The 19,503-nt window shown below is 61.2% G+C and carries 17 protein-coding genes; 15 read left to right on the top strand and 2 right to left on the bottom strand.

Annotation, left to right across the window (positions count from 1 at the left end; all coding sequences use genetic code 11):
• The first annotated feature begins 63 nt into the window (after positions 1-63).
• From nuoG to nuoN, 8 genes are all read left to right on the top strand, one after another.
• A complete protein-coding gene (nuoG, locus tag ACJ8J1_RS02580) occupies positions 64-2,802 on the top strand; it encodes an NADH-quinone oxidoreductase subunit NuoG (protein ID WP_004936025.1) in 2,739 nt (912 codons plus the stop codon).
• Positions 2,799-3,776: an NADH-quinone oxidoreductase subunit NuoH gene (gene nuoH, locus ACJ8J1_RS02585; RefSeq protein ID WP_033643858.1), complete on the top strand. Its 978-nt coding sequence runs from the start codon at positions 2,799-2,801 to the stop codon at positions 3,774-3,776. The genes nuoG and nuoH overlap by 4 nt, the downstream gene beginning before the upstream one ends.
• A gap of 14 nt (positions 3,777-3,790) precedes the next feature.
• Positions 3,791-4,333: an NADH-quinone oxidoreductase subunit NuoI gene (gene nuoI, locus ACJ8J1_RS02590; protein ID WP_025160170.1), complete on the top strand. Its 543-nt coding sequence runs from the start codon at positions 3,791-3,793 to the stop codon at positions 4,331-4,333.
• A gap of 13 nt (positions 4,334-4,346) precedes the next feature.
• The gene (gene nuoJ, locus ACJ8J1_RS02595; RefSeq protein WP_019453717.1) at positions 4,347-4,904 is read left to right on the top strand and encodes an NADH-quinone oxidoreductase subunit J; all 558 of its coding nucleotides are present in this window, start codon (positions 4,347-4,349) and stop codon (positions 4,902-4,904) included.
• Positions 4,901-5,203 (top strand): NADH-quinone oxidoreductase subunit NuoK, encoded by a 303-nt coding sequence (gene nuoK, locus ACJ8J1_RS02600; protein ID WP_004936014.1) that lies wholly within the window; start codon positions 4,901-4,903, stop codon positions 5,201-5,203. The genes nuoJ and nuoK overlap by 4 nt, the downstream gene beginning before the upstream one ends.
• Positions 5,200-7,047 (top strand): NADH-quinone oxidoreductase subunit L, encoded by a 1,848-nt coding sequence (nuoL, locus tag ACJ8J1_RS02605; protein WP_442520317.1) that lies wholly within the window; start codon positions 5,200-5,202, stop codon positions 7,045-7,047. The genes nuoK and nuoL overlap by 4 nt, the downstream gene beginning before the upstream one ends.
• A 95-nt stretch (positions 7,048-7,142) precedes the next feature.
• On the top strand, positions 7,143-8,672 hold the full coding sequence (nuoM, locus tag ACJ8J1_RS02610) for an NADH-quinone oxidoreductase subunit M (RefSeq protein ID WP_033643857.1): 1,530 nt from the start codon (positions 7,143-7,145) through the stop codon (positions 8,670-8,672).
• A gap of 6 nt (positions 8,673-8,678) precedes the next feature.
• A complete protein-coding gene (gene nuoN, locus ACJ8J1_RS02615; protein WP_033635324.1) occupies positions 8,679-10,136 on the top strand; it encodes an NADH-quinone oxidoreductase subunit NuoN in 1,458 nt (485 codons plus the stop codon).
• 59 nt (positions 10,137-10,195) lie between these two features.
• Here the strand turns inward: nuoN and ACJ8J1_RS02620 are convergent, their stop codons facing one another.
• Entirely contained in the window at positions 10,196-11,071 is an 876-nt protein-coding gene (locus ACJ8J1_RS02620; protein ID WP_033643856.1) for a LysR family transcriptional regulator, read from the bottom strand.
• A gap of 288 nt (positions 11,072-11,359) precedes the next feature.
• On the opposite strand from ACJ8J1_RS02620, the gene ACJ8J1_RS02625 reads away from it, so the two are divergent.
• Positions 11,360-12,595 carry an MFS transporter gene (locus ACJ8J1_RS02625; RefSeq protein WP_033643855.1) on the top strand — a complete coding sequence of 412 codons (1,236 nt, stop codon included), beginning with the start codon at positions 11,360-11,362 and terminating at the stop codon, positions 12,593-12,595.
• A gap of 130 nt (positions 12,596-12,725) precedes the next feature.
• Entirely contained in the window at positions 12,726-13,235 is a 510-nt protein-coding gene (locus ACJ8J1_RS02630; RefSeq protein WP_033643854.1) for a DUF1097 domain-containing protein, read from the top strand.
• On the opposite strand, the gene ACJ8J1_RS02635 is transcribed toward ACJ8J1_RS02630, so the two are convergent.
• The gene (locus ACJ8J1_RS02635; protein ID WP_033643853.1) at positions 13,215-14,198 is read right to left on the bottom strand and encodes a LacI family DNA-binding transcriptional regulator; all 984 of its coding nucleotides are present in this window, start codon (positions 14,196-14,198) and stop codon (positions 13,215-13,217) included. The two genes, ACJ8J1_RS02630 and ACJ8J1_RS02635, sit on opposite strands and share 21 nt — an antisense overlap.
• A 268-nt stretch (positions 14,199-14,466) precedes the next feature.
• Between ACJ8J1_RS02635 and idnO the strand changes: the two genes are divergently transcribed.
• The 5 genes from idnO (at position 14,467) to menH (ending at position 19,503) form a co-directional block, all read left to right on the top strand.
• Positions 14,467-15,231: a gluconate 5-dehydrogenase gene (idnO, locus tag ACJ8J1_RS02640; protein WP_033643852.1), complete on the top strand. Its 765-nt coding sequence runs from the start codon at positions 14,467-14,469 to the stop codon at positions 15,229-15,231.
• Positions 15,232-15,254: 23 nt separating this feature from the next.
• Positions 15,255-16,286, top strand: coding sequence for an L-idonate 5-dehydrogenase (idnD, locus tag ACJ8J1_RS02645; protein ID WP_033643851.1), 1,032 nt, complete (start codon positions 15,255-15,257; stop codon positions 16,284-16,286).
• Between the two features lie 81 nt (positions 16,287-16,367).
• A complete protein-coding gene (elaB, locus tag ACJ8J1_RS02650; RefSeq protein ID WP_033643850.1) occupies positions 16,368-16,679 on the top strand; it encodes a stress response protein ElaB in 312 nt (103 codons plus the stop codon).
• A gap of 380 nt (positions 16,680-17,059) precedes the next feature.
• On the top strand, positions 17,060-18,736 hold the full coding sequence (menD, locus tag ACJ8J1_RS02655) for a 2-succinyl-5-enolpyruvyl-6-hydroxy-3-cyclohexene-1-carboxylic-acid synthase (protein ID WP_033643849.1): 1,677 nt from the start codon (positions 17,060-17,062) through the stop codon (positions 18,734-18,736).
• Complete coding sequence (gene menH / locus ACJ8J1_RS02660) at positions 18,733-19,503, top strand: 2-succinyl-6-hydroxy-2,4-cyclohexadiene-1-carboxylate synthase (protein ID WP_033643848.1); 771 nt, start codon at positions 18,733-18,735, stop codon at positions 19,501-19,503. Before menD ends, menH begins: the two co-directional genes overlap by 4 nt.

The raw sequence follows: 19,503 nt of genomic DNA on the forward strand, positions 1-19,503 counted from the left end.
AACACGGCCAGAATTTTTGATTAACGCCTGCCGCAAGGCAGGCCACTTGGAAGCATGCTGACTATGGCTACGATTCATGTAGACGGCAAAGAGTATGAGGTAGACGGAGCGGACAACCTGCTGCAGGCTTGTCTCTCCCTCGGCCTTGATATTCCTTACTTTTGCTGGCATCCGGCGCTGGGAAGCGTCGGCGCTTGCCGCCAATGTGCGGTAAAGCAATACCAAAACGCGGAAGATACGCGCGGCCGTTTGGTGATGTCCTGTATGACCCCGGCATCCGATGGCACCTTCATCTCCATCGATGACGGCGAAGCGAAGCAGTTCCGTGAAAGCGTGGTCGAGTGGTTGATGACCAACCACCCGCACGATTGCCCGGTCTGTGAGGAAGGCGGTAACTGTCACCTGCAGGATATGACGGTAATGACCGGCCACAGCTTCCGTCGCTACCGCTTCACCAAGCGCACCCACAACAACCAGGAGCTGGGGCCGTTTATCTCGCACGAGATGAACCGCTGCATCGCCTGCTACCGCTGCGTGCGTTACTACAAAGACTATGCGGACGGCACCGACTTCGGCGTGTACGGCGCGCACGACAACGTCTACTTCGGTCGCCCGGAAAGCGGCACGCTGGAAAGCGAGTTCTCCGGCAACCTGGTGGAAGTGTGCCCGACCGGCGTCTTCACCGACAAAACGCACTCCGAACGCTACAACCGTAAATGGGACATGCAGTTCGCGCCGAGCATTTGCCAGCAGTGCAGCATCGGCTGTAACACCAGCCCGGGCGAGCGTTATGGCGAGCTGCGCCGTATCGAAAACCGTTACAACGGCAGCGTGAACCACTACTTCCTGTGCGACCGCGGCCGTTTCGGTTACGGCTACGTCAACCAGAAAGATCGTCCGCGTCAACCGCAGCAGCTGCGCGGCGACGACTGGATAACCCTGAACGCCGAGCAGGCGATGCAGGGCGCGGCGGACATCCTGCGTCAGGCGAAGAAAACCATCGGCATCGGCTCCCCGCGCGCCAGCCTGGAAAGCAACTTCGCGTTGCGCGAGCTGGTCGGCGCCGAGAACTACTACACCGGTATCGCTCAGGCGGAGCAATCACGCCTGGCGCTGATGCTGAACGTGCTGAAGAACGGCGGCGTTCATACGCCGGCGCTGCGTGAGATCGAAGATTACGACGCGGTGCTGGTGCTGGGCGAAGACCTGACGCAAACCGGCGCGCGCATCGCGCTGTCCGTGCGTCAGGCCGTCAAGGGTAAAGCCCGCGCGATGGCGGCGGCGCAGCGCGTTGCCGACTGGCAGATCGCGGCGGTGCAGAACATCGGCCAGCACGCCAAGTACCCGCTGTTCACCACCAACGTCGACAACACCCGCCTGGACGACATCGCCGCCTGGAACTACCGCGCGCCGGTAGACGAGCAGGCGCGCTTTGGCTTCGCCATCGCGCACGCGCTGGATAGCGCAGCGCCGGCGGTGAACGATCTGGCCGATGGCCTGAACAAGAAAGTCGATATCATCGTGCAGGCGCTGACCGGCGCACGCAAACCGCTGATCGTGACCGGCAGCAACGCCGGCAGCGAAGCCATCATCGAAGCGGCGGCCAACATCGCCAAAGCGTTGAAGGGCCGCGGTTCCGACGTCGGCATCACCTTCGTGGCGGGCGCCGCCAACAGCATGGGCCTGGCGATGATCGGCGGCGGTTCGCTCGATCAGGCGCTGGAACAGCTGGCGAGCGGCGCAGCCGACACCGCCATCGTGATGGAAAACGATCTCTATCGCCATGCGCCGGCGGCGCAGGTGGACGCGGCGTTGGCCAAGGTCAATAACCTGATCGTCGCCGATCACCAGCGCACCGCGATCATGGACAAAGCCAACCTGATCCTCTCCTCGGCCAGCTTTGCCGAGAGCGACGGTACGCTGATCAACCAGGAAGGCCGCGCGCAGCGCTTCTTCCAGGTATACGATCCGGCTTACTACGATGACGCCAAGAAGAATCAGTTCACCGTGATGCTGGAAAGCTGGCGCTGGATGCACTCGCTGCACTCCACCTACACCAGCCGCCATGTGGACTGGACTCAGCTCGATGACGTGATCGCCGCTTGCGTCGCCGCGTTGCCGCAGCTGCAGGGCATCGTCGATGCCGCGCCGGACGCGACTTTCCGCATTCGCGGTCAGAAGCTGGCGCGTTCGCCGCACCGTTCCAGCGGCCGTACCGCCATGCGCGCCAACATCAGCGTGCACGAGCCGCGTCAGCCGCAGGATAAAGACACCATGTTCGCCTTCTCGATGGAAGGGAACAACAGCCCGCTGGCCGATCGTCAGCAGATCCCGTTCGCCTGGGCGCCAGGCTGGAACTCACCGCAGGCATGGAACAAGTTCCAGGCCGAAGTGGGCGGCAAACTGCGCCACGGCGATCCGGGCGTGCGCCTGATCGAAGCAGGGGAGGGCAGCCTCGGTTACTTCGACCGCGTGCCAGCCGCCTTCAATCCGAACGACGGTTGGCGTGTCGCGCCTTACTACCACCTGTTCGGCAGCGATGAAATGTCGCAGCGCTCTCACGTGATCCAGCAGCGCATGCCGGAAGCCTACGTGATGGTCAACCCGGCCGACGCGGCGACGCTTGGCGTCAACGCGGGCAGCCTGGTGGAGTTCAGCTGTGCGGGCCAGACCTTGCGTCTGCCGGTGCGTCTGAGTGAAACCCTGACCCAGGGCCAGGTTGGTTTGCCGCTCGGCTTGCCAGGGATCCCGCCGATCTTGGTGGGTGCTAAGGTAGACAATCTGCGGGAGGCGGCACGATGAGCTGGTTTACCCCTGAGGTGATCGACATTCTGATCGCCGTTCTTAAAGCGGTCGTGATCCTGTTGGTGGTCGTGGCGTGCGGGGCGTTCATGAGCTTCGGCGAACGCCGCCTGCTCGGCCTGTTCCAGAACCGTTACGGACCGAACCGCGTAGGCTGGGGCGGCTCGCTGCAGCTGGTCGCCGACATGATCAAAATGTTCTTCAAGGAAGACTGGGTGCCGAGATTCTCCGACCGGGTGATCTTCACCCTGGCGCCGATGATCGCCTTTACTTCCCTGTTGCTGGCATTTGCCATCGTACCGGTCAGCCCGACCTGGGCGGTGTCCGATCTCAACATCGGTATTCTGTTCTTCCTGATGATGGCCGGCCTGGCGGTGTACGCCGTGCTGTTCGCCGGCTGGTCGAGCAACAACAAATACTCGCTGTTGGGCGCGATGCGCGCTTCTGCGCAAACCCTGAGCTACGAAGTGTTCATCGGCCTGTCGCTGATGGGCGTGGTGATGCAGGCGGGTTCGTTCAACATGCAGGCTATCGTTGAATCGCAGGCGCACGTCTGGAACGTCATTCCGCAGTTCTTCGGCTTCGTGACCTTCGCGATCGCCGGCGTGGCGGTGTGTCACCGTCACCCGTTTGACCAGCCGGAAGCCGAGCAGGAACTGGCTGACGGTTACCACATCGAATATTCCGGCATGAAGTTCGGTCTGTTCTTCGTGGGGGAATACATCGGTATCGTCACCGTGTCCGCCCTGATTGTGACGTTGTTCTTCGGCGGCTGGCAGGGTCCGTTCCTGCCGCCATTCATCTGGTTCGCGTTGAAAACGGCCTTCTTCATGATGATGTTCATCCTGATCCGCGCCGCGCTGCCGCGTCCGCGTTATGACCAGGTGATGTCTTTCGGCTGGAAAGTGTGCCTGCCGCTGACGCTGCTGAACCTGCTGGCAACCGCCGCGGTCATTTTGTACAACGCTCAATAAGGGGTGAATAAACCATGACATTGAAAGAGTTAGTGGTTGGTTTCGGCACCCAGGTGCGCAGCATTTGGATGATTGGCATGCATGCCTTCGCCAAGCGTGAAACCCAGATGTACCCGGAAGAACCGGTTTACCTGCCGCCGCGCTACCGCGGCCGCATCGTGCTGACGCGCGATCCGGACGGCGAAGAGCGCTGCGTCGCCTGTAACCTGTGTGCGGTTGCCTGCCCGGTCGGCTGTATCTCGCTGCAAAAAGCGGAACAGAAAGACGGCCGTTGGTATCCGGAGTTCTTCCGCATCAACTTCTCGCGCTGCATCTTCTGTGGCCTGTGCGAAGAGGCTTGCCCGACTACCGCTATCCAGCTGACGCCGGATTTCGAATTGGGTGAGTACAAGCGTCAGGATCTGGTGTACGAAAAAGAAGATCTGTTGATCTCGGGGCCGGGTAAATATCCGGAATATAACTTCTACCGGATGGCCGGTATGGCGATTGACGGCAAAGCCAAAGGCGAAGCCGAAAACGAAGCCAAACCGATCGACGTCAAAGGTCTGTTGCCCTAAGGAGCCAGCAAGCATGGAAATTGCATTTTATCTGGCAGGTTTGATTGCGGTGGCCGCGACGATTCGCGTGATCACCCATACCAACCCTGTGCATGCGCTGCTGTATCTGATCGTCTCGTTATTGGCGATCTCGGCAGTCTTCTTCTCTCTCGGCGCCTACTTTGCCGCCGCGTTGGAAATCATCGTTTATGCGGGCGCCATCATGGTGCTGTTCGTGTTCGTGGTGATGATGCTGAACCTCGGCAACGTGCAGCAGCAAGAGCGCGACTGGATGAAGCCGACGGTGTGGATCGGGCCTGGCCTGCTGTCGCTGGCGCTGCTGGTGGTATTGATCGTCGCGATTCGCAGCGTATCCGATCAGGGTATCAGCGGTGAGATGGTCGACGCGAAGGCGGTGGGCATCAGCCTGTTCGGGCCTTACGTATTGGCGGTTGAGCTGGCTTCAATGCTGCTGTTGGCGGGTCTGGTTGTCGCCTTCCATATCGGCCGCGAGCACAAGCCTGGCGAGGTGCTGAGCAACGCGCCGGCGAGTGGCGAAATGGCGAGAAGAAAATCGGAGGAGCAAGCATGATCCCTCTTCAACATGGCCTGATCCTGGCGGCTATCCTGTTTGTGCTCGGGCTGACCGGGCTGCTGGTGCGCCGCAACCTGCTGTTTATGCTGATCAGCCTGGAAGTGATGATCAACGCTGCGGCGTTGGCGTTTATCGTGGCGGGAAGCTACTGGGGCCAGGCGGACGGACAGGTGATGTACATCCTGGCGATCAGCCTGGCGGCAGCCGAGGCCAGTATCGGCCTGGCGCTGCTGCTGCAGCTCTACCGTCGTCGTCATACCCTGAATATTGATACTGTCAGTGAGATGCGCGGATGAACCTATTATATTTAACAATTCTGCTACCGCTGATCGGGTTCCTGCTGTTGGCATTTTCCCGCGGTCGTTGGTCTGAAAACACGGCGGCCACCGTCGGCGTGGGTTCTATCGGCCTGGCTGCGCTGGTCACGGTCTATGTGGCGATGGATTTCTTCGCCCAGAAAGCCGCCGGCGTGCAGCTGTTCGAGCAAAGCCTGTGGACCTGGATGGCCGTCGGCAACTTCAATATCGGCGTGACCCTGGTGCTGGACGGCCTGTCGCTGACCATGCTGTCGGTGGTCACCGGCGTCGGCTTCTTCATCCACATGTTCGCTTCCTGGTACATGCGCGGTGAAGAGGGCTATTCGCGCTTCTTCGCTTACACCAACCTGTTTATCGCCAGCATGGTGGTATTGGTGCTGGCGGACAACCTGCTGTTGATGTACCTGGGTTGGGAAGGCGTGGGCCTGTGCAGCTACCTGTTGATCGGTTTCTACTACAAAGATCCGGCCAACGGCGCGGCGGCGATGAAAGCCTTTATCGTGACCCGCGTGGGCGACGTGTTCCTGGCGTTCGCGCTGTTCATCCTCTACAACGAGCTGGGCACGCTGAACATCCGCGAGCTGATGATCCTGGCGCCGCAGAAACTGGCGGTGGGCGACACGGCCATCACCTGGGCGACCCTGATGCTGCTGGGCGGCGCGGTCGGCAAATCGGCGCAGCTGCCGTTGCAAACCTGGTTGGCGGACGCGATGGCGGGCCCAACCCCGGTTTCCGCACTGATCCACGCGGCGACCATGGTGACCGCGGGCGTCTATCTGATCGCCCGCACGCACGGCCTGTTCCTGATGGCGCCGGAAGTGCTGCACCTGGTGGGCATCGTCGGTGCGGTCACTCTGCTGCTGGCCGGCTTCGCCGCGCTGGTGCAGACCGACATCAAGCGCGTGCTCGCTTACTCCACCATGAGCCAGATCGGTTACATGTTCCTGGCGCTGGGCGTGCAGGCATGGGACGCGGCGATCTTCCACCTGATGACCCACGCGTTCTTCAAGGCGCTGCTGTTCCTGTCGTCCGGTTCGGTGATCCTGGCTTGCCACCACGAGCAAAACATCTTCAAGATGGGCGGTCTGCGCAAGAGCATCCCGCTGGTGTACGTCTGCTTCCTGGTGGGCGGCGCGGCGCTGTCTGCGTTGCCGCTGGTCACGGCCGGCTTCTTCAGTAAGGACGAGATCCTGGCGGGCGCGATGGCCAACGGCCACATCAACCTGATGGTTGCCGGCCTGGTCGGTGCGTTCATGACCTCGCTGTACACCTTCCGTATGATTTTCATCGTGTTCCATGGCGAAGAGAAAATCAAAGCGCATGCCGGTAAAGGCATCACTCACCACTTGCCACTGCTGGTTCTGCTGGTGATGTCCACCTTCGTCGGCGCGATGATCGTGCCGCCGTTGCAGGGCGTGCTGCCGGAGACCACCGAGCTGGCGCACGGCAGCGTGCTGCGGCTTGAAATCACCTCCGGCGTGGTGGCTATCGTCGGCATTCTGCTGGCGGCCGCGCTGTGGCTGGGCAAACGCAGCCTGGTCAACAGCATCGCCAACAGCGCGCCGGGTCGTTTCTTCTCGACCTGGTGGTTCCATGCCTGGGGCTTCGACTGGCTGTATGACAAAGTGTTCGTCAAGCCGTACCTGGGCATTGCGAAGCTGCTGCAACGCGATCCGCTGAACTCGCTGATGAACCTGCCGGCCGTCTTCTCCCGCTGGGGGAACCGCGGTCTGACGGTGAGCGAGAACGGTCAGGTGCGTTGGTATATAGCGTCTATGGGTGTGGGTGCAGTGGTCGTATTGGCTCTGTTGATTTTGGTTTAATTGAATAATTTAAACAGACGCATTTTTCGGGCGTAGCGCCGGGCAGGCGCTACGTACAAAGTTTGAAATTATTCGTATAAGGGACACAAAACGCCATGCTATTACCTTGGCTAATTCTTATCCCCTTTATCGGCGGTCTGCTGTGCTGGCAGCTTGAGCGCTTCGGTACTAAGGTGCCGCGCTGGATAGCGCTGATCGCAATGGGGCTGACGTTGGCGCTCTCTCTGCAGCTGTGGATGCAGGGCGGCTATACATTGACCACGCCGAAAGGCATTCCGCAGTGGCAGAGCGAATTCCTGCTGCCGTGGATCCCGCGCTTCGGCATCTCCATCCACCTGGCGCTGGACGGTCTGTCGCTGCTGATGGTGGTGTTGACCGGTCTGCTGGGCGTGCTGGCGATCCTCTGTTCCTGGCGTGAAATCCAGAAGTATCAGGGCTTCTTCCACCTCAACCTGCTGTGGATCCTGGGCGGCGTTATCGGCGTGTTCCTCGCCATCGACATGTTCCTGTTCTTCTTCTTCTGGGAAATGATGTTGGTGCCGATGTACTTCCTGATCGCGCTGTGGGGTCACAAGGCGTCGGACGGTAAAACCCGCATCACCGCGGCGACCAAGTTCTTCATCTACACCCAGGCCAGCGGTCTGGTGATGCTGATTGCGATCCTGGGCCTGGTGTTCGTGCACTACAACGCCACCGGCGTGTGGACCTTCGATTACGAAGACCTGCTGCAAACGCCGATGTCCCATAACGTGCAATATATGCTGATGCTGGGCTTCTTCATCGCCTTCGCGGTGAAAATGCCGGTGGTGCCGCTGCACGGCTGGTTGCCGGATGCGCACAGCCAGGCGCCAACCGCAGGTTCCGTCGACCTGGCGGGCATCTTGCTGAAAACCGCGGCCTACGGCCTGCTGCGTTTCAGCCTGCCGCTGTTCCCTGAGGCTTCGCACGAGTTCGCGCCAATCGCCATGTGGCTGGGCGTGATCGGCATCTTCTACGGCGCCTGGATGGCGTTCGCGCAGACCGACATCAAGCGCCTTATTGCTTACACCTCGGTATCGCACATGGGCTTCGTGCTGATCGCCATCTACACCGGCAGCCAGCTGGCTTACCAGGGCGCGGTTATCCAGATGATCGCGCACGGCCTGTCCGCCGCCGGCATGTTTATTATCTGCGGCCAGCTGTATGAACGTCTGCATACGCGCGACATGCGTCAGATGGGCGGCCTGTGGGGGCGCATCAAGTTCATCCCTGCGCTGTCGCTGTTCTTCGCCGTGGCTACGCTGGGGATGCCGGGTACCGGTAACTTCGTCGGCGAATTCATGATTCTGTTCGGCAGCTACCAGGTGGTGCCGGTGATCACCGTGATCTCCACCTTCGGTCTGGTGTTCGCTTCGGTTTACTCGCTGATCATGATGCAGCGCGCTTACTACGGTGCGCCTAAATCCGACCAGCCGCTGCAGGGCATGACCGCGCGCGAACTGTTCATCATTCTGCTGCTGGTGGTGTTGCTGGTTCTGCTGGGGGTTTACCCGCAGCCGATTCTGGATACTTCCAACGCGGCGATGAGCAACGTGCAACACTGGTTTGGTTCGTCAGTTTCAGCAATTTCAACAACAAGGCCGTAATTCGCCATGACAATAACTCCTCAACAACTGATCGCACTGCTGCCGCTGTTGATCGTCGGATTGACGGTGGTGGTTGTGATGCTAGGCATTGCGTGGCGACGCGACCACTTTATCAACGCCACCCTGACCGTGATCGGTCTCAACCTGGCGCTGCTTTCGCTGTACTTTGTCGGCCAGGCAGGCCCAATGGACGTCACCCCGCTGCTGCGGGTTGACGGCTACTCGATGTTCTACACCGGGCTGGTGCTGCTGGCGAGTCTGGCGACCTGCACCTTCGCGTATCCGTGGCTGGTCGGCTATCCGGATAACCGCGAAGAGTTCTACCTGCTGGTGCTGATCGCCGCCATGGGCGGCATCCTGCTGGCGAGCGCCAACCATCTGGCTTCGCTGTTCATCGGTATCGAGCTGATCTCGCTGCCGCTGTTCGGCCTGGTGGGCTACGCCTACCGCCAGAAGCGCCCGCTGGAAGCCGCCATCAAGTACATGCTGCTGTCCGCCGCCGCGTCGTCGTTCCTGCTGTTCGGCATGGCGCTGCTGTACGCCGAATCCGGCGATCTGTCGCTGGCCGGCCTCGGCAAGAGCCTGCAGGAAAACATGATGCACCAGCCGCTGATCCTGGCCGGCATGGGCATGATGATCGTCGGTCTGGGCTTCAAGCTGTCACTGGTGCCGTTCCAACTGTGGACGCCGGACGTTTATCAGGGCGCGCCTGCGCCGGTCTCGACCTTCCTGGCGACCGCCAGCAAGATCGCGATCTTTGCGGTCGTGATGCGTCTGTTCCTGTATGCCCCGGCCGCCGACAACGAAGCGCTGCGCATGGTATTGTCGATCATCGCGTTCTGCTCCATCTTGTTCGGTAACCTGATGGCCATCAGCCAGACCAACATCAAGCGTCTGCTGGGCTACTCGTCGATCGCTCATCTGGGCTACCTGCTGGTGGCGCTGATTGCGGTGCAAACTCATCAGCTGTCGCTGGAAACCGCCGGCGTTTATCTGGCCGGTTACCTGTTCAGCAGCCTGGGCGCCTTCGGCGTGGTCAGCCTGATGTCCAGCCCATACCGTGGCCCGGATGCGGATTCGCTGTTCTCTTACCGTGGTCTGTTCTGGCACAAGCCAATCTTGTCCGCGGTAATGACGGTGATGATGCTGTCGCTGGCCGGTATCCCGATGACGCTGGGCTTTATCGGTAAGTTCTTCGTGATCGCGATGGGCGTCAGCGCGCACCTGTGGTGGCTGACCGGCGCAGTCGTGGTAGGCAGCGCCATCGGCCTGTACTACTACCTGCGCGTGACCGTCAGTCTGTTCCTCAGCGCGCCGGAATCGCTGCAGCGCGACACCCCGAACAACTGGGCGTTGACTGCCGGTGGCGTCGTGGTGCTGATCTCAGCCGCGCTGGTGCTGCTGTTGGGGGTTTATCCTCAGCCGCTGATTTCGCTGGTGCAGATGGCTCAGCCGACGTTCTGATAACGCTTCTGACGGTAAAAAGGTCGCTTCGGCGGCCTTTTTTTATGGAGAAACGGCACTCAGTCGTAATGGGCGCTAAACGACGTTTCCAGCGCCTGCACCACCGCGCGCACGCGAGCGGCGCGTTGCAAATCGGGGTGCAGCACCAGCCAGATATCCACCCAGTCTTTGCTCTCGGGAAAGAGGCGCACCAGTTCCGGGTCGTGGTCGGCCAGGCACGACAAGAGCAGCCCGATGCCCAGCCCGCTGCGGGTGGCCGAACGTAACAACAGCTGCGAATTGCATTGCAGCACGGCGTTGGGCTCGTACAGGGTCTCGCCGCCAAAATTGCTCCAGTGGCGCGGCACCAGTTCGCGCGGGAACATCAGCAGATCGTGGCCGCGCAGCTGCTCGCCTTTGACCGGCATGCCGCGCCGCGTCAGATAGTGCGGGCTGGCGTACAGACCCATTTCGATAGTGGCTAAGCGTTTGATGATCAGCTCATCGTTATCGGGGCGGGCGCCGCGGATCGCCAGATCCGCGCTGTGGTAAGCGATATCGGTGATGTTCAGCGCCGTCAACAGCGTGACGGTGATGGCCGGATAGCGTTGCCGCAGATCTTGCAGCGCCGGTATCACGAAGGCTTCGGCCAGGGTATCGGTGGTGGCGATGCGCACGTTGCCGCACAGGCTTTCGTCGCCGCCGGCGGCTTTGCGAGCGATCGCCTGCACGGCATTTTCCATCTTCATCATGTCCGCCAGCATGGATTCGCCCAGCGGGCTGAGGGAGAAGGATTTTGGCGTGCGGATAAACAATTTCGAACCCAGCGAGTTTTCCAGGGCGGTGAGACGTCGGCCGACGGTCGCTTGATCAACCTGCAGCTGGTTGGCGGCTTTACGTAACGTGCCGCAGCGCGCGACGGCCAGAAAGAAGCGCGCGTCATCCCAATTCATCATGCCATTTCCTCTCTGCAGATTTGTCGGCGCCAGGGGAGCAGTGCGGGCCGGGCGAACGATACCGGTATCTATCATAAAGCGTTGTTCCGCCTGGAGGGAGAGAAAGACGGTCAACGGCACGCACATCGGCGGTTATTTCTCCGGTGATGCAAGAATGCATCAGGGTGATTCATTCTTGACGATACTTCGCCCGTCGTCGTAACGCTATGATAAGCGCCGTTCCCGGCAGACCGGGTGAGGAAAGATGACGATGGCAGGCCGCCGCCTGCCGACTTTGGGAGTTGAAGCATGTCAGAAAATACCGCCATCCAGGACGGGGCGCCAGCAAACGCACAGGCGTCGCGCACGGCCATTTTACTGTTCCTGGCGCTGGCTTTGATGTCGGCATTGCTGAACAGCAGCGCGCCGACGCCGCTTTATCCGCTGTATCAGCAGCAGCTTGCGCTAAGCTCGGTCAGTCTGACCGTCATCTACGGCGCCTATGCCGCCGGCGTGCTGATCTCTTTGTTCGGCGTCGGCAATCTGGCCGGCAAAGTAAAGGATTTACGCAGCATGATCGTGCCGGCGTTGCTGGTGGTGTTGAGCGGCGCGCTGCTGTTCGTGCTGGCTGATACCTTTGCCATGATGCTGATGGCGCGGCTGCTGGCCGGGGTAGGCACCGGGGCGCTGACCGGCGCGGCGAACATCGCGTTGGTGCGGTTTGGGCCGCGCGACGGCGGTAAAAGCGCGGCGTTAATCGCAACGCTGTCATTCACCACCGGATTAGCGCTGGGGCCGATCTTCAGCGGCATCGCTTTGCAGACCGGTTTTCATCCCACGACGCTGCCGTTCGTTTTCATCATGGCCATTGCCGCCATGGCGGCGTTGGGCGTCATGCTGCTGTGGCCGCGTGGCCAGGTTGCGTCGCCGGCCCGCGCTGCGCCGGCCGAACAGGAAAAAAGCACGCTGCTCGATGGCCTGCGCGCTACCGGCGGTAAATTCTTTGTGTGCGCCGGCGCGCTGTTTGTCTGTTGGGCGCTGGCCGCCAGTATTTTGGCAATCGGCCCCGGCGTGGCGGAAACGCTGTTAGGCATGCACCAGCGTGGCGTCTTTGGCTATGCGATTGCGGTGTATCTGCTGATCGCCGGCATCAGCCAGATCCTGAGCCGCCGCGTTAACGCCCGTCATTCGCTGTTGTTCGGTTGCCTGGCGCAGGTGCTGGCGGCAGTGGTGTTCGCCATGGCGATCCAGTGGCATTCTCTGGGGCTGGCAGCGATGGGGCTGGTGGTGGCCGGCTATGCATACGGCGCCATTTTCGTCGGCAGCGCGACCCTGGTGAACTTGATTTCGCCTCCGACCAGCCATGCGCGTTTGCTTTCTCTGTTTTACGTTATCGCTTATATCGCCAACTGGGTGCCTATCTTGCTGGGCGTGGTGGTCGATCGCGTCGATCTGCAGCAGGCGACCCATTTGCTGTTCTTGAGCAGCAGCGCAGTGTGCCTGTTGCTGGCATGGAAAACGTCCCGGGTGGGGTTCCCTTGCTAATTATTTTGTGATGAATATCTATTTTTTATAATTAATGATTCTTTAATTACATTTATGATGTGATTTGTATCGCATAAATTGGCCTGATTTCGGGTAAACTGCGCGCTTTCTTTTTGCTGCAGGTCACTTTATGAACGTTCTTTTCGCCATTGCCGTCACCACCGGGATCCTGTCCGGCGTTTGGGGATGGGTTGCCGTCAGTCTGGGCCTGATCGGTTGGGCCGGTTTTCTCGGCTGCACGGCCTATTTCGCCTGCCCGCAGGGCGGCCTGAAAGGGCTGTTGATCGGCGCGTTGACCTGCTGCAGCGGCGTTTTCTGGGCAATGGTCATCATCCACGGCAGCGAACTGGCGCCGCAATGGAATTTGCTGGGGTATCTGCTGACCGGCGCCGTGGCGTTCTTGATGTGCATACAGGCCAAACAGCAATGGCTGGGGTTCGTGCCCGGCACCTTTATCGGCGCCTGTGCGACCTTCGCCGGCGGCGGCGACTGGCCGCTGGTGACGCTCTCTTTGCTGGTGGGCCTGCTATTCGGCTATGCGATGAAAAACAGCGGGCTGTGGTGGGCGGCGCGCAGCGAAAAAGCCCGCGCCGCACAGCCGGTCAGCCGGCATGCCGGCTCAAACGGTGCCGCCGAGTGAGAGGCGGTAGTGCAGGTCGAGACGCTCGGCGCAGGGCTCGCCCGCGATCCGCTGCAGCAACAGTTCACTGGCGGCCTTACCCATCTCAAAGCGCGGCGTGATCACGCTGGCGATGCCCGGCGTGGTCGCCTGGCCGATATCCAGACCGTGAAATCCCGATAGCGCAACCTCCTGCGGCACGCGCACGCCGAGACGCAGGCAGGCCTGCAACACGCCTACCGCCAAATCGTCGTTGGTGCACAGGATACCGTCCAACTGCGGGTAGCGTTCGCGCGCCATCGCCAGCATGTCGGCGCCGATCGAAACCGATGAGACCCGATGCGGCGTGATCTGGCGCGGCGTTTGCCCCTGAGCCGCCATGGCGCGGCAGTAACCCTGGTAACGTTTAATGTCGCGGGCGTCGGACATGGCGCCAAAGTAAACGATATGGCGTTTGCCGCTGGCCAGCAGCGCGGCGGTCATGTCATACCCCGCCTGTTCATTGTCAAATCCCACCGCGATCCGCCCCGGCGGCGCGTCGAGATCCATCACCTGCGCGATGGGAATTTTCGCGGCGGCGAGATAGGTCTCAGCGCGCAAGGTGTGCGCCGAATCGGTGAGGATTAGCCCGGCGATTGGATAAGCCAGCAGCTGTGCAATCTGCTCTTCTTCCCGCTGCGGGCTGTAATCGTAGTTCACCACCAGCGTTTGATAACCCCGCGCCTGGGTGACGGATTCGATGCCGGCCAGCAGATCGGCGAAAATCTGGTTATTGAAAGAGGGGATCAACACGCCGATGCGCGGTTTTCTGCCGGCCTGTGCGGTATCGGCGTCAGTGATGTTCAGCTCCCGCATGACCTGCGCAATGCGTTCAGCGGTGTCGGCCGCCACTTTGTCCGGCGTGCGCAGAAAACGGCTGACGGTCATTTTGGTCACGCCGGCCAATTGCGCGATGTCCTGTAGCGTTACGCGGGGGTGTTTCATTCGGTAGCCTTAACGGGCGGCGCGGCAAGGGTGGATAGCGGTATGTTAACAAATCGATTTGGTGATAACAACGCATGCGATTTTATTGAAAGTGGCTATTTTTCAATTGGATAGATTGGCTTTGTTCTCTCGCTGTCTGCGTGAGTTCACGTTAAGGGTAACAGGGTTTCGTAACATTATTTTCAGTGATTTTCATCACGTTTTTACCGGTAACAATCGGCTGAGATAGAGGCCTGTCCGATTGGAGGCCTGAAGGCCGGGAATCACCATGAACAACCTGTTTTCTCTGGATAACAAAACCGTCTTGATCACCGGCGCCTCGCGCGGCATCGGTTTTCTGCTGGCGCGTGGCCTGGCGCAGCAAGGCGCGCATATTCTGGTCAACGCCACCACCGAAGAACATGCCCGGCACGCCGCCGATCGCCTGCGCGAAGAGGGGCTGCGCGCCGACGCGGCGGCGTTCGACGTCACCGACTCTCAGGCGGTGCATGCCGCCATCGGCCGTATCGAAACGGACATCGGCGCGATAGACGTGTTGATCAACAACGCCGGCATCCAGCGCCGTCATCCCTTCACCGAGTTCCCGGAGCAAGACTGGGACGACATCATCGCCGTCAACCAGAAGGCGGTCTTCATCGTGTCGCAGACCGTGGCCCGTTACATGGTGCCGCGCCGGCGCGGCAAGATAGTCAATATCGGCTCGATGCAAAGCGAGCTGGGGCGGGACACCATCACCCCTTACGCGGCGTCCAAAGGGGCGGTGAAAATGCTGACGCGCGGCATGTGCGTGGAGTTGGCGCGTTACAACATTCAGGTCAACGGCATTGCCCCCGGCTATTTCAAAACCGAGATGACGCAGGCGTTGGCCGACGACCCGGCCTTTACCGCCTGGCTGACCCAGCGCACGCCCGCCGCGCGTTGGGGGGATCCGCAGGAGCTGATCGGCGCGGCGGTGTTCCTGGCCGCCGACGCTTCCAGCTTCGTCAACGGGCAGCTGCTGTTTGTCGATGGCGGCATGTCCGCCGCGGTGTAATCCCTCTTTCGTGGAGTGTTGAGATGAAAATTCAAACCCAGTCCTGCATGGTCAACGGCAAACGAGACGTGGCGGTGATCGCGCAAGAAGTGAATTATCAGGGACAGGGCACGCTGGTGAAAATCCGCCGCGGCGGCATCTGCGGCTCGGATCTGCATTACTTTCAGGAAGGGAAGGTCGGCAATTTTCAGGTACGCCAGCCGATGGTGCTGGGCCACGAGGCGATCGGCGAGGTGGTCGCCAGCGATTCACCGCAGCTGGCGATCGGGCAGAAGGTGGCGCTCAATCCCAGCAAACCCTGCGGGCAGTGCAAATATTGTCTGGCGCAGCAAAGCAATCAGTGCGTCGAGATGCGCTTTTTCGGCAGCGCGATGTATTTCCCGCACGTCGACGGCGCTTTCACCCAATACAAGGTGGTGGATAGCGCGCAGTGCATTCCTTACGCCGCCGATCGCGACGACAGGGTGATGGTATTCGCCGAACCGCTGGCGGTGGCGATCCACGCGGCAAAACAGCCCGGCGCGGTGAAGGGTAAAACGGTTTTCGTGTCCGGCGTCGGCCCGATCGGTTGTTTGCTGGTGGCGGCGCTGAAAGCGCTGGGCGCCGCCGAGATCGTCTGCGCCGATCTCAGCCCGCGCTGTCTGGCGCTCGCCGGCCAGATGGGGGCGGACCGCTGTCTGCATGCCGCAGACGACGATTTCAGCGTATATCAGCAACACAAAGGCTATTTCGACATTGCTTTCGAGGCAGCAGGGCATCCGACGTCGCTGCAGCGCTGCCTGGAAGTCACGCGCGCCAAGGGCACCGTCGTGCAGGTCGGGATGGGCGGCAGCTTCCCTGATTTCCCGCTGATGCTGTTGATCGCCAAGGAGTTGAATCTGCTCGGCTCCTTCCGCTTCGTGGAGGAATTCGCGCTGGCGGTGGCCTGGCTGGCCGGCGATGTGGTCGATCCGCTGCCGCTGCTGTCGGCGGAGTTCGCCGGGGACCAACTGGCGCAGGCGCTGGAGTTTGCCGGTGACAAGCGCCAGGCCGCCAAGGTGCAATTAGTGTTTTAGGGTAAAAGTCCGATGGCCGCAGGTGACGATCGTTGTCTATAGTGTAGGAACGCTTAATTTTTCAACCACGGAGATCTCACGATGGCAAGACATACGGATGCTGAGCAAACTACGCTGGATGACGATCTGAGAATGCTGACCGAAACGCTGGAAGAAGTGTTGCAATACAGCGGCGATCGCGCGGATCAGGCCTACATCGACATCAAGTCGCACGCCGAGCAGGCGCTGAGTGAGGTCAAGGCGCGCTGGGTGAACACCGGCGAATCCTACTATGCCCGCGCCAAAGAAGCGGTGCACCGCACCGACGACTATGTGCGGGATAAACCCTGGCACAGCGTGGGCATCGGCGCCACCGTCGGGCTGGTGCTGGGGCTGCTGCTGGCCCGCAAATAAATCACGCCCCAGGGGCGGCGCAAGCCGCCTCGTTCTTTTCTGCAGACTGTGTGCTTCATCCCGCTGTTTCTCCGATAGTTCTTCCATATCCCGCCTATACTTTCCGCTAGCCGCCGCAGGCGGGGCGCTATTCCCCTGTTTTTTGTGCGGACGAATTGAGGCCATGTCGCCGCAGGTGTAAAGTGTTTGTGTATTTATTGTTTGTTTTTTGTTCTAAATCAAATAATTATCTGGTGTAAACACCCAGGGATATACGGCGTTTTTGCGCTGGCGCAAAAGCCGTGAAAATAACACCTCATATAATACAGAGCGTAACTACAGGCGCGGCGTCCGTCGGCTGCGCCGGGGACGATCTCTGCTAACTGACTTGTGAGCGAACTATGTCGACAAGTGTTTTTAATCGCCGGTGGGCGGCTGTGCTGCTCGAGGCGCTGGCCCGCCATGGGGTGCGGCATGTTTGTATCGCTCCGGGATCGCGCTCCACGCCGTTGACGCTGGCCGCTGCGGCCAACCGATCTTTTATCTGTCATACCCACTTTGATGAACGCGGGCTTGGCCATTTGGCGCTTGGGCTGGCGAAGGCGGCGCGTGAGCCGGTAGCGGTGATTGTCACGTCCGGTACCGCGGCGGCGAACCTTTACCCGGCTTTAATCGAGGCCGGCCTGACCGGTGAGCGGCTGGTGTTTCTCACCGCCGATCGGCCGCCGGAACTGATCGACTGCGGCGCCAATCAGGCGATCCGTCAAAACGGCCTCTACAGCAGCCACCCGACGTTGGCGATCGATCTGCCGCGTCCTACGCCGGATATTCCGGCCGCGTGGCTGGCCTCCAGCGTCGACAGCGCGATGGCGCGCCTGCAGCACGGCGCGTTGCATATTAACTGCCCGTTCGCCGAACCGCTGTACGGCGGCGATGAACGTCAGTATGCCGATTGGTCCGCCGCGCTGGGCGACTGGTGGCAGAGCGATCGGCCTTGGCTGCAGGAAAGCGAGACGCGTGCGGCGCCAGTGCCGCAGCCGGACTGGTTCTTCTGGCGGCAAAAACGCGGCGTGGTGCTGGCTGGCCGCATGAGCGCGGAAGAGGGCGCACAGGTGGCCGACTGGGCCGAGACGCTGGGCTGGCCGCTGATCGGCGATGTGCTGTCGCAGACCGGGCAACCGCTGCCCTGCGCCGATTTATGGCTCGCTCATCCGCAGGCGCAGCGCGTGTTGCAAGACGCGCAGCTGGTGGTGCAGTTCGGCGGCAGTCTGACCGGTAAACGCTTGCTGCAGTGGCAGGCGCAGTGTCGGCCGGAAGAGTATTGGGTCATCGACGAGCTGCCGGGGCGGCTCGATCCGGCCCAGCACCGGGGGCGGCGTCTGCGTGCCGGGGTGGCGCAGTGGTTGGCGCAGCATCCGGCGCAACCGCGCGCGCCGTGGGCCGCCGGGCTGGCGGTCTTGGCGGATAAGGCGCTGACGGCGGCGTCCACGCATCTGCACGATAACTTTGGCGAAGCGCAGCTGGCGCACCGCCTGCCGGAACTGCTGCCGGAGAACGGCCAGCTGTTTCTCGGCAACAGCCTGGTGGTGCGACTGATCGACGCGTTAACCACGCTGCCTGTCGCTTACCCGGTATTCAGCAACCGCGGCGCCAGCGGCATCGACGGTCTGATTTCCACCGCCGCCGGCGTACAGCGCGCCACCGCCATGCCGACGTTGGCGATGGTGGGCGACCTTTCCGCGTTGTATGACCTCAATGCGCTGGCGTTGTTGCGCCACTGTTCGGCGCCGACGGTGCTGATCGTCGTCAATAACAACGGCGGCCAAATTTTCTCGCTGTTGCCGACGCCGGACGAGGAGCGCCAACGCTTTTACTGCATGCCGCAGAACGTCGAGTTCAGCCACGCGGCGGCGATGTTCCAGCTTGACTACGCGCGGCCGGAAAACTGGCGCCAACTGCAACAGGCGGTTGAGCAAGGCTGGCGGCGCGGCGGCGCCACGCTGATAGAACTGCAGGTGTCGCCGAGCGCAGGGGCCGAGAGTCTGCAATTCCTGGTACAACAGATGGCGGTGCAATGATGCTGGCGACGCGAATTTTGCAACAGGGCGAAGCGGGGCGTCCGTGGCTGGTATGGCTGCACGGCCTGCTGGGCAACAACAATGAATGGCGGGTGATCGCCGCGCGTTGCCCGGAATGGCCGTCGCTGGCCATCGATCTGCCCGGCCACGGCGATTCCGTGGCGGTGAGCTGCCGCGGCTTCGACGACATCAGCGCGCAAATCGCCGCGACCCTGCAACTGCGCAATATTGAACGTTATTGGTTGGTGGGCTACTCGCTCGGCGGGCGCATCGCCATGTATCACGCTTGCCACGGCCGCCATGACGGCCTGCAAGGCGTGATCGTCGAGGGCGGCAACCCGGGGCTTGAGGACGAACAACAGCGCCGCGATCGTTGCGAGCAGGATGCGCGATGGGCGGCGCGTTTTCGCAGTGAGCCGATTGCCGAAGTCCTGGCGGACTGGTATCAGCAACCGGTGTTCAAAGAGCTTAGCCATGTGCACCGCCAGGCGCTGATCGCCGCGCGTTCGGTCAACAGCGGCCCGGCGATTGCCGACATGCTCGAAGCCACCTCGCTCGGGCGGCAGCCTTATCTGGCGCCGCAGCTGCGCCAACTGACCGTGCCGCTGCGAGTGCTGTGCGGTGAGAACGACCCCAAATTTCAACGGCTGGCGCGCGACGCCGGGTTGCCGTTGCGCATCGTGCCGCAGGCCGGCCACAACGCGCATCTGGCCAATCCGCAGGATTTCGTCGCCGAGCTGCAGACCTTTCTCGTTAACCCTGGTTAA

The sequence above is a fragment of the Serratia sp. CY37869 genome (assembly GCF_052168895.1).
In the GTDB taxonomy this organism is placed as follows: Bacteria; Pseudomonadota; Gammaproteobacteria; order Enterobacterales; family Enterobacteriaceae; genus Serratia; species Serratia ureilytica.

Bases quoted from the DNA above. Each gene is read 5' to 3' on its own strand.
- nuoG (WP_004936025.1), top strand. From the start codon at position 64: ATGGCTACGATTCATGTAGACGGCAAAGAGTATGAGGTAGACGGAGCG.
- idnD (WP_033643851.1), top strand. From the start codon at position 15,255: ATGAAAATTCAAACCCAGTCCTGCATGGTCAACGGCAAACGAGACGTG.
- menH (WP_033643848.1), top strand. From the start codon at position 18,733: ATGATGCTGGCGACGCGAATTTTGCAACAGGGCGAAGCGGGGCGTCCG.
- menD (WP_033643849.1), top strand. From the start codon at position 17,060: ATGTCGACAAGTGTTTTTAATCGCCGGTGGGCGGCTGTGCTGCTCGAG.
- ACJ8J1_RS02625 (WP_033643855.1), top strand. From the start codon at position 11,360: ATGTCAGAAAATACCGCCATCCAGGACGGGGCGCCAGCAAACGCACAG.
- nuoL (WP_442520317.1), top strand. From the start codon at position 5,200: ATGAACCTATTATATTTAACAATTCTGCTACCGCTGATCGGGTTCCTG.
- elaB (WP_033643850.1), top strand. From the start codon at position 16,368: ATGGCAAGACATACGGATGCTGAGCAAACTACGCTGGATGACGATCTG.
- nuoK (WP_004936014.1), top strand. From the start codon at position 4,901: ATGATCCCTCTTCAACATGGCCTGATCCTGGCGGCTATCCTGTTTGTG.
- idnO (WP_033643852.1), top strand. From the start codon at position 14,467: ATGAACAACCTGTTTTCTCTGGATAACAAAACCGTCTTGATCACCGGC.
- nuoH (WP_033643858.1), top strand. From the start codon at position 2,799: ATGAGCTGGTTTACCCCTGAGGTGATCGACATTCTGATCGCCGTTCTT.
- ACJ8J1_RS02630 (WP_033643854.1), top strand. From the start codon at position 12,726: ATGAACGTTCTTTTCGCCATTGCCGTCACCACCGGGATCCTGTCCGGC.
- nuoN (WP_033635324.1), top strand. From the start codon at position 8,679: ATGACAATAACTCCTCAACAACTGATCGCACTGCTGCCGCTGTTGATC.
- ACJ8J1_RS02635 (WP_033643853.1), bottom strand. From the start codon at position 14,198: ATGAAACACCCCCGCGTAACGCTACAGGACATCGCGCAATTGGCCGGC.
- nuoJ (WP_019453717.1), top strand. From the start codon at position 4,347: ATGGAAATTGCATTTTATCTGGCAGGTTTGATTGCGGTGGCCGCGACG.
- nuoM (WP_033643857.1), top strand. From the start codon at position 7,143: ATGCTATTACCTTGGCTAATTCTTATCCCCTTTATCGGCGGTCTGCTG.
- ACJ8J1_RS02620 (WP_033643856.1), bottom strand. From the start codon at position 11,071: ATGATGAATTGGGATGACGCGCGCTTCTTTCTGGCCGTCGCGCGCTGC.
- nuoI (WP_025160170.1), top strand. From the start codon at position 3,791: ATGACATTGAAAGAGTTAGTGGTTGGTTTCGGCACCCAGGTGCGCAGC.